At 37.0% G+C, this 14,323-nt stretch carries 12 protein-coding genes; 5 read left to right on the top strand and 7 right to left on the bottom strand.

What is annotated here, in order from left to right:
* Window positions 1-57: 57 nt before the first annotated feature.
* Window positions 58-1,002 (bottom strand): aldo/keto reductase, encoded by a 945-nt coding sequence (locus PFY10_03660; protein WBV57540.1) that lies wholly within the window; start codon window positions 1,000-1,002, stop codon window positions 58-60.
* A gap of 615 nt (window positions 1,003-1,617) precedes the next feature.
* On the opposite strand from PFY10_03660, the gene PFY10_03655 reads away from it, so the two are divergent.
* The 3 genes from PFY10_03655 to PFY10_03645 are packed head-to-tail and all read left to right on the top strand — an operon-like array spanning window position 1,618 to window position 3,037.
* Window positions 1,618-1,923 carry a hypothetical protein gene (locus PFY10_03655; GenBank protein WBV57539.1) on the top strand — a complete coding sequence of 102 codons (306 nt, stop codon included), beginning with the start codon at window positions 1,618-1,620 and terminating at the stop codon, window positions 1,921-1,923.
* 12 nt (window positions 1,924-1,935) lie between these two features.
* Window positions 1,936-2,274: a hypothetical protein gene (locus PFY10_03650; GenBank protein ID WBV57538.1), complete on the top strand. Its 339-nt coding sequence runs from the start codon at window positions 1,936-1,938 to the stop codon at window positions 2,272-2,274.
* A 46-nt stretch (window positions 2,275-2,320) separates the two neighbouring features.
* Window positions 2,321-3,037 (top strand): GLPGLI family protein, encoded by a 717-nt coding sequence (locus PFY10_03645; GenBank protein WBV57537.1) that lies wholly within the window; start codon window positions 2,321-2,323, stop codon window positions 3,035-3,037.
* Between the two features lie 102 nt (window positions 3,038-3,139).
* Here the strand turns inward: PFY10_03645 and PFY10_03640 are convergent, their stop codons facing one another.
* Window positions 3,140-4,948: a hypothetical protein gene (locus PFY10_03640; GenBank protein ID WBV57536.1), complete on the bottom strand. Its 1,809-nt coding sequence runs from the start codon at window positions 4,946-4,948 to the stop codon at window positions 3,140-3,142.
* 238 nt (window positions 4,949-5,186) lie between these two features.
* Between PFY10_03640 and PFY10_03635 the strand changes: the two genes are divergently transcribed.
* On the top strand, window positions 5,187-5,651 hold the full coding sequence (locus PFY10_03635; GenBank protein ID WBV57535.1) for an SRPBCC family protein: 465 nt from the start codon (window positions 5,187-5,189) through the stop codon (window positions 5,649-5,651).
* A 35-nt stretch (window positions 5,652-5,686) separates the two neighbouring features.
* The gene (locus PFY10_03630) at window positions 5,687-6,238 is read left to right on the top strand and encodes a hypothetical protein (GenBank protein WBV57534.1); all 552 of its coding nucleotides are present in this window, start codon (window positions 5,687-5,689) and stop codon (window positions 6,236-6,238) included.
* A gap of 96 nt (window positions 6,239-6,334) precedes the next feature.
* Here PFY10_03630 and PFY10_03625 read toward each other — a convergent pair whose 3' ends face one another.
* The 5 genes from PFY10_03625 to PFY10_03605 form a co-directional block, all read right to left on the bottom strand.
* Window positions 6,335-7,750: a TolC family protein gene (locus tag PFY10_03625; GenBank protein ID WBV57533.1), complete on the bottom strand. Its 1,416-nt coding sequence runs from the start codon at window positions 7,748-7,750 to the stop codon at window positions 6,335-6,337.
* A gap of 2 nt (window positions 7,751-7,752) precedes the next feature.
* Window positions 7,753-10,905, bottom strand: a complete 3,153-nt coding sequence (locus PFY10_03620; GenBank protein ID WBV57532.1) for an efflux RND transporter permease subunit — start codon at window positions 10,903-10,905, stop codon at window positions 7,753-7,755.
* Window positions 10,906-10,945: 40 nt separating this feature from the next.
* A complete protein-coding gene (locus tag PFY10_03615) occupies window positions 10,946-12,067 on the bottom strand; it encodes an efflux RND transporter periplasmic adaptor subunit (GenBank protein WBV57531.1) in 1,122 nt (373 codons plus the stop codon).
* A gap of 255 nt (window positions 12,068-12,322) precedes the next feature.
* A complete protein-coding gene (locus tag PFY10_03610; GenBank protein ID WBV57530.1) occupies window positions 12,323-13,087 on the bottom strand; it encodes a LytTR family DNA-binding domain-containing protein in 765 nt (254 codons plus the stop codon).
* Window positions 13,084-14,184, bottom strand: a complete 1,101-nt coding sequence (locus tag PFY10_03605; GenBank protein WBV57529.1) for a histidine kinase — start codon at window positions 14,182-14,184, stop codon at window positions 13,084-13,086. The genes PFY10_03610 and PFY10_03605 overlap by 4 nt, the downstream gene beginning before the upstream one ends.
* Window positions 14,185-14,323: the final 139 nt, after the last annotated feature.

The raw sequence follows: 14,323 nt of genomic DNA, 5'->3' as shown, positions 1-14,323 counted from the left end.
ATGTAAATCAAGGGTATATAGATCATAAAAACAAAAGCCTCGTATGAGGCTTTGTTTTTATTTGCTTGCTTCATTCAGAAGCTGTACATCTTCATTACTCAGATGAAGTTCAGTCGCTTTAAACAAGGTTTGTAATTGAGACTGGCTGGTTGCGCTTACGATAGGTGCGGTAATAAGTGGATTGGCTAATAGCCATGCTAATGCCACAGAAGCCTGGTTGGCCTGATGTTTTTCACTTACCTGATCCAAAGCTTTTAATACTCGCTCCCCTTTTTCATTCAGATATTTGCGGACACCTTCTCCCCTGGCACTTTTAGAAAGATCTGCTTCACTGCGGTATTTTCCGGTTAGAAAACCTGCCGCTAAAGACCAGTATGGGAATACGCTCAAATCATATTTTTCCACCAAAGGAGCGTAATTTTTTTCAAAGTTTTCACGCTCTAATAAATTATAATGAGGTTGTAAAGCGACATACCTAGGTAAATTATTCTTTTCTGAAGCTTCAAAAGAAGCGGTAAGCCGTTCCGGAGTAAGATTGGAAGCTGCAATATAACGCACCTTTCCGGCTTTTATAATTTCGTCATACGCCGCAAGAGTTTCCTCAACAGGGGTTTTATGATCATCAAAGTGGGTATAATAAAGATCTATATGATCGATCTGTAATCTTTTCAGAGATTCGTCAACAGATTTCAGGATATGTTTTTTACTGATATCAAAACCATGTTCTTTGGTCTCTGATCCTACTTTAGTCGCAATAACAAGATCGTTTCTGTTGCCCCGGCTCTTCAACCATTTTCCGATAATTTCTTCAGACTGTCCCCCTCTTCCATTTACCCACCAAGAATAGGTATCAGCAGTATCTATAAAATTGAATCCGGCTTCTGTAAACTGATCCAGGATGTCAAAAGATTGTTGCTCATCCAATGTCCATCCGAAAACGTTTCCTCCGAAATTAATCGGTGCGACCGATAAATCCGTATTTTTTATCATTCTCTTTTCCATACATTAAAAATTAATTTTTTAGTCATAATCATTGATGTGGTGCTCTATGAACCCACAATTGAAAACTGTTAAGATAGTTGATCTCCTTGTTTTTTGAATTTGTTTGAAGACGGAGAATCATCTTCAGTACTATAAATTTAAAGAAAAATTTTCTTAAGAATAGCGGACAGAAGATTATTTAAGATAATATTAATACAATACGGTTGATTATAAGGGTTTATTCTGTCAATTAAGATTATGATTTAAATACAAAGACGCAAAGGAATTTAATGATGATACTTTTTAAGGGGCAAAGATTTTTGGAAGGTATGGTGTAATAAAATTTTAGATTCTTTCAACACTGTATATTTAATTGTCCTTCAAGATTTAACTCAGTATGAGATCATTGAAAGGCTGCAAAAACTTGAAATTTGGCTAAAAAGTTTGAGCTTAATGAAAAGCAATTGAAATAAATCATAGAAAATTATGAAGCATAAATAATGTTTACCTTTTTCGCATTCTATACAAGCAGAAAGTTTTAGTAAATAGGGCTTCCCGTAATGGTGAATAAAAATAATTTTGTACTATTGTAATGATTGCAATCACAAAAAAATATTAAAATTAAAAACGATCAAAATGAAAAAATTAATTCTTATTTTAGGTATTGCTACATCAGGTATATTGTGTGCCGCTTCCCCAACAAAAAGTGATGTAAAATCTGCTGAAACGATTAATGCAGCGCAAAATAGTATTAAAAAAATTAGCTTTAATGGGTTTATAGCTTATGATACTACCTGTTGTGGCACATGCTATCAATACGGAACTTATACAGAGCAAACTGTGGGGGGTATTACATATTGGGAATTTGAGTCAGCTAGTCAAGCTACATCATCGACTGTTATCACACCTCCTTGTACTGGAGCAGGATCATACATGGGTTAATATTAAATTAATATGAAAAACTTACTTATTTTATCTACTTTCTTTTTACTTTTTTCTTGCAGCAGAAAAAATGCTCAAGCATTAGAATTTCAAAAATTACCAATTGTTGATTATAATAATTCTGATGAATTTTTTAAGAATTCCGGTAAAGTTAAAGGTTACTTTGACAAACAAAAAAAGCAAACGGTAATAATTGCTAATGATAAGGTTATAGATTTTGAAACCTTTCATAAATTAATGGATACAGAAAAGGTGCGTACAATAAAAGTAATTGAGGACAGTACAGAAATAAGTAAATTAAATTACCCGTATAATGATGTCAAAAAAATTATTATTGTAACCAAAAAATAAACTATCCAGGTGGCTGTTATATCAGCCACCTTTTATATAATAAAATATGAAAAAAATACTCTCCATTGTTTCTATATTTTTATTTGGGATTGTGCTTTCACAGAATAAGAAATTTAAAGTGTTTAAGTCTCATACTCAAATAATTTACAATGTTGATTTTAAAGCAGATTCAACACTAAGTACTAAAAGTGATGATATGCTTACTTTATATATTGGTGATAATGAATCAATTTTTCAAAATGATAAAAAATATAAAATTGATTCAATAATAGATAGTCAGCCGTTTTTTCAAATGTCATCAAGACCAATGTTCAAGGTGTCTCATGTAATAAAAAAAGATTATCAACAATCTGATTTGATATATAGTGATAAAATTGAAAATATAAACTTTGGCTATAAGGAAAAAAGTCCTGCGATGCAGTGGAAACTTATTGATGAGAAAAAAAATGTTTTAACATACGAATGTTATAAGGCAGAAGCTACATTTAGAGGTCGAAAATTTATTGCATGGTACACAAAAGATATCCCAATAGCTGATGGCCCATATAAATTTGCCGGTTTACCGGGGCTTATTCTTGAAGTATATGATGATCAGGAAAACTTTCATTATAAACTTTTAGCTATTACAAAAAAGTCCCAAAATATTCTGTACGATGAGAATATCAATTTTATTGACCGTAAGAAAATGATTGAGGCTAGAATGAATGTAATCAAGAAGTTTACAAAAGGAAATATAAAAATAAATCCTATAGAAAAAAATTAAAAAGACACCCATTGTGGTGTCTTTTATTAAAAGCCATCCTGAATATTTTCTGGTATTTGGATTTGAATTATCCTTATTATAGAATTACAGGTATGTTAGTTTTTATTTTTCTATCTGTGGAATTATAATTTGTAAGATCATTACTTTACACTCTTCAAGTTGATGTTTCATATTTTCTTTTTCTTTATTAAAAAATCCTGTGGTACAGAACAGGTTTTCGTAGTAAGCAATGCCTTCCAGTAAATTTTTTCTGAAGATATTCCATTTCTTTGTTTGGGAAAGAGTAACCGTGTCAGTTACCGCTTTGATTTCCTTTTTCAGGTGTTCTACATACATTTTCAGCTCATTAATGAACATATTCGGGCGTTTATTGTCCGGAAGGATATTGCCGTTGCCATAGATGTGCTGAACCATTTCAGTGAGAGAAACTTCTTTATCAAAATAAGCCAGATTAGGTCCCGGACAAATAACTACACCTTGATCCTCTCCTTTTATTTGAATCTCCTGTTCCATATAGGCTGCATTCACAAGCCCCACACATAAGCAGGCCTTATTAGTTATTTCTTTTTTCCTGTTGTTAAACTCTTCTTCACTGAGGGTTTCTTTTTCTTTCTCAAGCTCTTTTAATTTGATAGCTTGGTATTTCCGTGATGCCGTGCAGTTTCCTTTGGAGGAATATTCTTTGTTTAGTGCAAGCAGTTTTTTTGGACAGGAACTACCGTACTTTCCGTGAGCCTCTTTTTGATGTTTAAGAAGTTCATTGGAGGTTCCCCGGACAGTGTTAAAAGGAACTCCTAATGGTGAAATGGTACTGAGATAAAAATCATTTTCTTTAGATCGGGCCAGGAGATCACGGGTTACTTTATCTACAGATGTCGCTTCAGGAACCAGTAAAAATGGAGAGCCCCATCCTACACTGTCTGCATGATAATATTCAAGTAAAAAATCATGTTCTTCGGAAGTTCCTACTCCTCCCTGAACGGTAATTTTTACTTCCGGCGGTTGAGTAGCCGTATATCTGTCTTTTTGTTCTAAAGCTGCAATCATAAGAGTATAAGCAGAATTTATGAGTTCATTCTTTTTCTGTTTGAATTCTTCTAAAATGGGACCTAATAATAAGCCCTCCGTTGCAAAAGCGTGACCACCACAGTTGAGCCCGGATTCAACTCTGTATTCTGAGACCCATAATCCCTTTTTTGCTAAAAAATTTCCCTGGATCATGGCGGAACGGAAATCACTTACCTTGAGGATGATCTTTTTTTTCAGATTTCCATTTTTGTCAGGAAAAAAATCATCAAATTCTTCGAGGTAGCTGTATAAACGTGGATTCATTCCTGCAGAAAGTACTACAGATGAAGAGAGTCTGCTATGAGCAAAGCCCCGTAACGACGCGTGGGCGTCATTATGCATTACAGGAAGCTGTTCATTTTTCGCGAAATTATCCTTATCTACTTTTGTCATAATATTCACATCTATATTCCCGGGACTGAGATGAGCGTCAATAAATTTTCTGATACCAGAACCTACATAGTCTTTTTGATCTGCAAAATCCTGCAATCTGCTTTTAATAGAAGAAGTATTCGGTAGTATGCCTATAAATTCTCTGAGTGTTTCTGCATTCTTGATAATCTCCTGCTTAAAGGATTCGAACTTTTTGTTAACGACGTCATCTACCATATTAAGGTAGTCCGTTATTCTTCTAGCTCTGTAATCTTCAGTTTTTGTAGAGATGAATGGATAATTGAGATTAAATTTTCCAGCGTAAAAATTCTTCATTTTTTCTATAATCTCGTCATCTATGATCGAAATAACGGAGGAAATTCCATATTGTGCAACCCGTATCGGACTGTCAATAGTATAGGCTAGTCCCATCACCGGAATATGGAAACTGTGTAAGGGTTTATTTGTCATTTTGTTTTGATAAAAATAGGACGGAAAGATAGCCTGAAATAGTGGGTTATTTTATACCCTTTTCTACTAAAGTATACGGATATGGTATATTACATTTTCCTTTATTAAAAGGGTAAACAGAGAATTTATTCATGTTGACCTTTTATTTATGAAAAAAAATAAAAAGAACACTTGTTTTTTAAAACTAATGACTTAACTTTTCCCTAAGGACTCAAACTTTTAAAATTGACGATACAAAATGGTACATCAACTTCAACGTGAACAGCAGCTTTATTGTGATCTGGAAACAGCATGGAGATTTTTTTCTTCAGCCAATAATCTTTCAAAAATTACTCCAAAAGATATGAACTTTATTGTCCTGACCAAGCTGGAGAATGATGAAATTTATGAAGGGATGATAATTGATTATTATGTTTCTCCATTGCTGGGGATTAAGATGAGCTGGCAAACTGAGATCATTCAGGTTTCTTTTCAAAAAAGTTTTACTGATTTTCAGAAAAAAGGACCTTATAAACTTTGGAATCACTTTCACGAATTCATTCCCAACGAAAAAGGTGTTTTAATGAGGGACACGATTAATTATGAGCTGCCAATGGGTGTTTTAGGAGAAGTAGCCCATGGGCTTTTTGTGAAAAAGAAAATTGAACATATTTTTAATTATCGTTATCAGATTCTGGAAAAAATGTTTAATGAGAAAAAGTAATCTGACTTTTAGTTCATGAATTTGTCATCAATACCATGAGACATAGTTGTTTTATCCTGTTATTAAATGTATTGCTTATTTCTTCCTGTAAAAAGAAGGATGATGAATACCGTATTATAAAATATCAGCTGGAAAAAGTATTGGTTGATGATCAAAAGTACAGGACACCCGTATACAATCCACAAAAGCAAAATCCGATAGATCGAAATAATTTGATGATCGTTACAAAAATTATTGATAGTCTGGGTTGGTTGGGAAAGGATAAGATCGGAAATGATGCTAATCTTGCTTTGTTCGTTACGATACAACACGCGGGGAAATTATCTGTAATGGAAAAATATCTTCCCATAATGAAGGAAGCCGTTAAAAGAGGAAATGCTGAAAGGTCTCAGCTGGCTTACCTTATCGACAGGGTTGAGATTTTAAATAACAGAAAACAGATATATGGAACCCAATATTCTATAGATGACAAGGGCAAGGTTTTTTTTAAAGATATTGCAGATTCAAGCCACGTAAACGCGAGGAGAAAATCCATGAATTTAGGAACTATTGAAGAGTATATAAAGATGATTGATTCTGACCGGTAGATTATTGTTTGTAGCTTGTAAAAGGGATCAATTAAAAAAAATAAAAACTGCCTCATTTTACAAGGCAGTTTCACAAAAGTAATCGTATTTTGAGTATCAATTAACCCCTCCTCCTAAAGACCGGTAAAGGTCTACTTCTGCATTTAGCTTTTCCAGGGTAATGTTTACATACTCAAGATCATTCTGGAGCTTGTTATTCTGTGCAGTGATTACCTCCAGATAAGTTGCCATACCACTTTTATATAATTTAAGCGCATCATTGATTCCTTTGTCCAGAATAGCAGTTCTCTGTTCCAGTAATGCGAGCCTTTCTGATGTTCCTTTAGATTTGGCCATTGCATCGGAAACCTCACTTACTGCTGTCATCATGGATTGCCGGAATGCTATCACCGCTTTTTCCTGTTCAATAATAGCTGTTTCATAAGCTGTTTTCAGCTGCCTTTTCTGTAACAAAGGCATGGCTAAGTTAGCGGCCAGGGTCTTGGTGATGGATCCCGGGAGATCAAACCATGTATTAAACTTATTCGAGTTGATCCCAATTTGTGGAGTAAGGCTTATGCTCGGATACATGGCGGCCTTTGAAAGACCTGTTTTAGCATTCAGGCTGATAACAGCCAGTTCTGCTGCTTTCAGGTCTGGACGTCTGCTTAAAAGCTGGGCAGGAACTCCTTCTGACAATGTATTTTCGGGGATCATATTTTTCATGGAGTTTCCCCTGTCGATTTTTCCAGGATATTCGCCACACAAAATACTTAAAGCATTTTCCTGTATTGAAATATTCTGCCTGGCCAAAGGGATCAGAAGTTCAGCTGTTTTCTTTTGGGCTTCAGATTGCTGAATTGCCAATGAATTGATCTGTCCTGCCGTATATTGCAGCTTCATTATTTTTAGGGTATTATCACTTAGCTCAATATTTTTTTCTGCTATTTTCAGCTGTTCATCAAGGCTGATCAGATTGTAGTAGGCCTGAGCTACCTGTACGATGATGCGTGTTTTAAGAGCATTCATATTTTCTTTTTGAGCAAAATAATCAGCTGCAGCGGATTCTTTCTGCATTTTGGTCTTTCCCCATATATCCACTTCCCACGACAACCTTAGCGTTGCGCTGAAATCATCAATATACTTGGTTCCGGTAAACTGTTCATTAAGGGAACCATTCAGACTGTTTTTTGAAGCCCATGCCCTGTTGGCCCCTGCACTGAAGTCTACAGTTGGCATAAGGTTGTTTTTGGCCTGCTTGTAGGCGAGATCAAGCTGCTCCATATTTTTAAGCGCGGTATGGATCTCATTATTCTTCAGGAGAGCCTTATCGATAAGGTTAATCAGCTGAGGATCCTTAAAAAATGTTTTCCAGGGAAGTATAACCGTATCTCCGGTTACTTTCGTGGACTCTTTATATGTTTGAGGGACATTAAGGTCCGGTCTCTTATATTCTTTTCCTACGGCGCAGGACAACAGGAGTATTGCTACCAATCCCGATAAAAGGAAATTTTTTATATGAAATGTGTTCATTTTTATTGATTTAGTGATGAAACATTAGAAACATTAGGATTCTTTGCCGAAATCTTTTCATCGATATATTGAAAGAACATATATAATACTGGAATCACAAATACTCCCAGAACAACCCCGCTCAGCATTCCCATTGCCGCACTCACGCTGATGGATTTATTTCCTGAAGCCATTCCTCCGGAGGATAACATCAAAGGAATCATTCCCACAATAAATGCCAGTGAAGTCATAATAATAGGGCGTAATCTGGACTTCGCCCCTTCAAGAGCCGACTCGAGAAGAGACATTCCTGATTTTCTCCGCTGGACAGCGAATTCAACGATCAGAATGGCATTTTTGGCTAAAAGTCCTATCAGCATGATCAAGCCAACCTGTACATAAATATTGTTGTCGAATCCTATTGCTTTTATTCCAAGGAACGCTCCAACAATTCCTGTAGGAATGGAAAGCATTACAGCTAATGGAAGTATATAACTTTCGTATTGGGCAGCAAGGAGGAGATAAACAAACAATAGACAGAGACCGAAGATTGCAATAGTCTGATTTCCTGATGACTTTTCCTCTAAGCTCAATCCGGTCCATTCGTAACTATAATCAGATGGAAGTTTATCCAGTGTTTTTTCCAGGGATGTCATTAATGCTCCGTTACTTACTCCCGGTTTTGGGGTCACGTTGATGTTTAATGAATTGTATAGGTTATATCGTCCAACAGATTCAGGGCCATACACTTTCTTTAAAGTGATCAAGGTGTTAGCGGGAACCATTTCACCTTTGTTGTTTTTCACGAAGATATCATTAAAGGCTTCAGCATCCATCCTGAAAACTCCATCCGCTTTAATATTTACCCGGTAGAATTTCCCGAATCTTGAAAAGTTTTGAGACTGGTCTCCTGAAAAATAAGTCTGTATACTTCCTAAAAGATTGGAAATGCTTACACCTAGCTGTTTGGCTTTGTCTTCATCCACTTCCAGCTCCATTTGCGGATAATCTGCCCGGAACATGGTGTAGGCAAAAGCTACGTTGGGATTTTGCATCAGCTGTCCGATCAGCTCATCAGCTTTAGCCTTTAAAATCTGTGGGTCACGCCCCATGCGGTCCTGAAGTACAATTTCTGCATCGTTGGTCATACCATATCCTTCCACCGGAGGCATTCTGAATGTCATGACACTTCCCTCTTTGATGCCTGAAAACTTCTCGTTAACAATGGCCATGATTTCATCAATATCCTGGGTTTCTCCTCTTTCTTTTTTAGGCTTCAATTTTACAAATCCCATAGCATAGGCCGGCCCTGAGCTGTTACTCAATAAATTATAACCTGTGATAGATGTATTTTCCTGAATAGCATCCAGTTTTTTCAGCATGGCATTCATTTTATCAGATACTTCTGTTGTTTTCGTTAATCCTGTCCCTGGCGGCATACTTAAGGTATACATAAACAGTCCGTCGTCTTCCATAGGCACAAAACTTTTGGACGTAGAAGTCATCAGCCATGCGGCTCCCCCGATAATCCCTATGATCAGACCTCCGGCAATCCATTTTCTGTTGATCAGAAAGCGTACGCCTTTTACATATCTGCCCGTTAAATTATTAAAGCTGGCATTGAAAGCGGTAGCGAATCTCTTTCCAAATCCTTTCTTCTTACCATTTTCCTCATGGGAATGGTTATTTTTAAGAAAAACGGCACATAATGCAGGTGTTAATGTTAATGCATTCACTGCCGAAATAATAATTGCAATAGCCAGCGTATAGGCAAACTGTTTATAAAATAATCCTGCTGAACCCGACATGAATCCGATCGGAATAAATACGGCAGACATAACCAGGGTAATTGAAATAACAGCTCCGGTAATTTCATTCATGGCTTTGTGTGTTGCTTCCTTACCGGTAAGGCTGGTTCCTTCCATATTACTGTGTACCGCTTCTACGACAACGATTGCATCATCAACGACAATACCGATGGCCAGAACCAATGCAAAAAGTGTCAGTACATTAATCGTGAACCCTAGTACAAGAAGGAAAAAGAAAGTTCCGACAATCGCTACGGGAACCGCAATAGCAGGAATAATGGTAGACCTGAAGTCCTGTAAGAAAATAAACACAACAATAAACACCAGAATAAATGCTTCTATCAACGTAGATTTTACCTGTCCCGTTGCTTCGTCTAATCTTTCTTTGGTACTGATCACTTTAGAGTATTTAATTCCGGGAGGAAAAGATTTGGAGAGCTGTTCAATGGATTTGTTGATTCCAATTTCAATTTCATTGGCATTGGATCCCGTAGTCTGCATGATAGCAACAGTCACGGCATTTTTACCATTTGAAAGATTATCCCCGCTGTAAGAAATTGATCCGAATTCTACTCTTGCTACGTCTTTAAGGCGGATCAGTTTGGTTCCGTCATTTTTAACAACGATGTTTTCAAATTGTTCAGGTTTGTTTTTCTTTCCTTTGTACCGGATAACATATTCAAGGGAAGCATTGGATTCCTCACCCAGTTTACCGGGAGCAGATTCCAGACTGTGATCAGCTACAGCATTGGAAATATCAGCAGGTTCCAGTCCGTAAGATGACATTTTCTGCGGATTCAGCCAGATTCTCATTGAATAATCTTTAGCTCCGAAAACCTGAGCCTGCCCTACACCCTTTACCCTTTTTACCTGTGGAATAAGATTGATGTTGGCATAATTCTGTAAAAAGGTTTCATCATACTTTTTATTATCGTCAGTATAAATGTTAAACAGCATGATCATACTGTTTTGCTGCTTGGAGGTGGTTAATCCCATTCTCACAACTTCCTGAGGTAAAATAGGGGTTGCCTGCTGCACTCTGTTCTGTACATTTACGGCAGCCTGATCGGGATTAACTCCTTGTTTGAATATAATTGAAATGGAAAAAGTTCCGTCATTACTGGCATTTGACTTAATATATTGCATATCTTCCACTCCATTGATCTGCTCTTCTAAAGGTGTTACTACGGAGCGGATAACGGTTTCACTATTTCCTCCCGGATAAGATCCGGAAACCATAATGGTAGGCGGCGAAATATCCGGAAACCGGCTTACCGCAAGTTTGCTGAGGCCTATGATTCCCAATATGACAATAATAAGGGAAATTACAGTGGCCAATACCGGTCGGTCTATGATCTTTTTTAGCATGTCTTAATTTCTTTGGATGAGTACATTGTGTTTTTAGAATCTATTTTGAAGGGATGATTTTAGGGAGTACTGATGCTCCTTCGTTAAGGACATCAATCCTGTTGATAGCTATTTTATCTCCCGGCTGCACTCCTGATGAAACGAAATAATCCGAGATGGTTCCTCCTGAGATTTCAATTGGAGTCATAACAACTTTGTTCTGAGCATTCAGTTTGTAAACAAAAAATCTGTCCTGAATATCCTTTACAGCTGTTTTAGGTAATTTAATGACATCATCCACATACTGATGAATCTTTACCCGTGCTGTACCTCCTGCACGAAGAAGTTGATCAGGATTTTGAAATATTGCTTTCAGCTGCATACTTCCTGTCATCCGGTCAAAATTTCCACTGGCATTTTCCAACTTTCCTTTATATGGATAGGTAGAACCATCCGGAAGGATCAGTTCAACGTTTCCGTTTTGATCTTCGGAGGCCATTCTGGCTTTGGTATAGCGAAGGAAATCGGCTTCGTTCATTGCAAAATAGACATTCACTGTATGGATATCGGAAAGTGTGGTAAGCGGAGTGGCATCAGAAGGGGTAATCAGATTTCCGGTTCTGTTGACGATCCTGCCAATATATCCCGATACAGGAGCTTTTATATATGCAAATCCGGCATTGATCTTTGAAGAGCCTAATGCAGATTTAGCCTGTGCGACCTGAGCTGTTGCTGCTGCGTAGCTTGCCTGAGCTGTTTTCAGCTGCATATCGGAAACCACATTTCCTTCCACCAATGGTTTCAGTTTTTCTACTTCAAGTCTGGCACTCGCCTGGTTGGCCAATGCTATTTTTAATGCAGCGTCACTATTATTTACCTGTTCATTATAGACTGAAGGATTGATCCTGAAAAGCGTCTGCCCTTTTTGTACATATTGCCCTTCTTTTACGTATACCGTTTCCAGATAGCCTGTGACCTGGGCTTTGATATCCACATTATCCTGTCCTTCGATACTTCCCGGATATCCGGAAGAAATATCAGCATTTCCTGATTTCAGCTGTATAAAATCGGTAGGAAGTGCAGACATTTGCTCACCTGTTTCCTGGCTCTTTCCGGAGTTGCAGGACTGGAGAAAAACAGCTGCTGTCAATAGCAGTACGAAATAACCTTTTTTACAATTCATAATATACGATTTACTATTTGTTGACTACAAAATAATCGCAAAAAAAGGGCATTGATAGGGAGAATTTCAGTGAAACGTAATTATTCGGGGATGAAGCGTTTAATAGCTGAAATGAAAAGAAAAGGGCATAAAACGAGATTTTTCCTATTACTGAAATGATAAAGAGTATTACCCCGAACAAATGTTTGGGATGAAGAATTTTAAATTGTATGATAAAAAAAAGATTTCCACTATCGTAGAAATCATATAGGTGATCTAATAATCCATCCAGGACTTCAGTGCCGAAGCTTTTTCCCTGCTTACAATGACTTCAATATCCGGATGCCTGACCAGGTCGAGTTTTAGCTTTCCGTTAAAGTAATTGGAAATATGCTGTACGGAATCTATGTTGATGATAAACTGCCTGTTGGCTCTGAAAAACATTTTAGGATCCAGCTGTTTTTCCAGTTCCTCTAAGGTCTGGGGAACAATTTCTGTGTTTCCGTTTTTTACAACAGCCCTGCTGACGCCCAGTTCGGTAAAAAAATACAGGATATCTTCCGAGAGCAGGGTTTTATAACCGTCTCTGTGGGCTAAAAGGAAACGCTTCCTGTAATCCTTGGGCTGGATGTAGTTCAGCAGTCCCTCTATAGCAGTTCCTACATATGGAATGGTTTCCATAAAGGTTTCATAATTCTTTAATGCGGTTTCGAGCTCCTCTTCCTCAACAGGTTTTAAAAGATAATCGATGCTGTTGTATTTAAATGCTTTTACTGCATATTCATCATAAGCGGTGGTGAAGATCACAGGACATTTAATTTCTGTCTGATTGAAAATTTCAAAACTTAAGCCGTCTGCCAGCTGGATATCCATCATAATGATATCAGGAGCCGGATTTTCTTCCAACCATTGTACTGCTGATGCTACGGAATCTTCAACAGATACAATTTCAGCGTGGGGCCGCAATTTCAGCAATAACCTTTTTAGGCGGTCCGCATTAGGCTTTTCATCTTCTACGATTAAGATCTTATTGAGCTTCATAATAATGGTATTTTGGCAAGGAAATCTTTTTCTGTTTGAAGGATCAACGGCTTTTTATCTCCAAGCAATTCAAACCGGTTCATGATGTTTTTAATACCCACTTTGGAAGATTCGGCTTTATTGATGAGAGGGATCAAAGTGTTGCAGACAACAAGATTTTTGCTGGTTAATGTATAAATTTTTATTTGTAGAGGATTGGATCTGAGTGTTTGATTGTGCTTGATGGCATTTTCTACCAAAAACTGCAGAGTTAAAGGAGGGATCATCATATTCCTTAATTCCGGATTAATAGAGATCTCGAAATTGACTCCGTCACCGATTCTTTTTTTTATCAGGAAAATGTAAGAGTCTAAAAATTTCAATTCTTCGTCTAAAGAGATCACATCTTTTTTTGAATTAATAACAAGATAGCGGTAAACTTTAGAGAAATTTTCAGCGTACTCATAACCTAATTGCTGGTTTTCCAGAATAAGTTCCGATAAAACGCTTAGGTTATTAAAAATAAAATGAGGGTCTATCTGTAGTTTCAGAGCCTGTAGCTCTGCAGCCATTGCAGCCTGTTTGTGTTTAGAAGCCCTTAGCTTGTGCTGGGTTACTTCTATGGCAGATTTTTTCCAATTTTCCAGTAAATAATCTCCTGTATTTACGGCACTGATGAGCAGGGAAATAATGATATTGGTAGCTACCCATTGTCCCAACAAGGTCATTTCTTTACGATAATCCATTTTGGCTATGTCGGGAGTATTGGAAAAAATATTAATGATAATGGCCACAAAAAGAATGCTTACGGCAATTTGCAGAATGCCTTGTATGCATAAGCGTTTTATTCCCCGGTTACTCCATGGAAGCAACTTATTAAGCTGGCTATCGATCAATATGCTTACCTCCGAAATAATAACTGAAAAAAGAAGCACCCAAAGAAAATCACTGATCAGAAAATCCAACGGATCTTTAACATAGTCTTCCCATACCGGATCAAAAGGATCCATGAGATAGGAAAATAAATAAAATGAAATGATTGCCACAGCCCATATGACCAGGCGTTTTTTGGTGGCAGATAATAATTTTTTTTTCCTTATTTGGGTTTTTCTCATCATAGAGCAAGTAGGTTTTGGAACCATTAATTCTGTAAATATAAATATTGATTTTCTAAATGCGCATCTGTTTTTTGAGTCAAGCAGGAAAAATTTAAGATGAAATGTAAAATAAATGGTTTAAAACGAATGCCTCACATCA

It is taken from the genome of Chryseobacterium daecheongense (assembly GCA_027920525.1).
Lineage (GTDB): Bacteria > Bacteroidota > Bacteroidia > Flavobacteriales > Weeksellaceae > Chryseobacterium > Chryseobacterium proteolyticum.
The sequence above is the reverse complement of the archived record's forward strand: the minus strand, read 5'-3'. Positions and strand labels throughout refer to the sequence as shown.

Coding starts and splice junctions, on each gene's coding strand:
- PFY10_03660 (WBV57540.1), bottom strand. CDS start 1,002: ATGGAAAAGAGAATGATAAAAAATACGGATTTATCGGTCGCACCGATT.
- PFY10_03655 (WBV57539.1), top strand. CDS start 1,618: ATGAAAAAATTAATTCTTATTTTAGGTATTGCTACATCAGGTATATTG.
- PFY10_03650 (WBV57538.1), top strand. CDS start 1,936: ATGAAAAACTTACTTATTTTATCTACTTTCTTTTTACTTTTTTCTTGC.
- PFY10_03645 (WBV57537.1), top strand. CDS start 2,321: ATGAAAAAAATACTCTCCATTGTTTCTATATTTTTATTTGGGATTGTG.
- PFY10_03640 (WBV57536.1), bottom strand. CDS start 4,948: ATGACAAATAAACCCTTACACAGTTTCCATATTCCGGTGATGGGACTA.
- PFY10_03635 (WBV57535.1), top strand. CDS start 5,187: ATGGTACATCAACTTCAACGTGAACAGCAGCTTTATTGTGATCTGGAA.
- PFY10_03630 (WBV57534.1), top strand. CDS start 5,687: ATGAGACATAGTTGTTTTATCCTGTTATTAAATGTATTGCTTATTTCT.
- PFY10_03625 (WBV57533.1), bottom strand. CDS start 7,750: ATGAACACATTTCATATAAAAAATTTCCTTTTATCGGGATTGGTAGCA.
- PFY10_03620 (WBV57532.1), bottom strand. CDS start 10,905: ATGCTAAAAAAGATCATAGACCGACCGGTATTGGCCACTGTAATTTCC.
- PFY10_03615 (WBV57531.1), bottom strand. CDS start 12,067: ATGAATTGTAAAAAAGGTTATTTCGTACTGCTATTGACAGCAGCTGTT.
- PFY10_03610 (WBV57530.1), bottom strand. CDS start 13,087: ATGAAGCTCAATAAGATCTTAATCGTAGAAGATGAAAAGCCTAATGCG.
- PFY10_03605 (WBV57529.1), bottom strand. CDS start 14,184: ATGATGAGAAAAACCCAAATAAGGAAAAAAAAATTATTATCTGCCACC.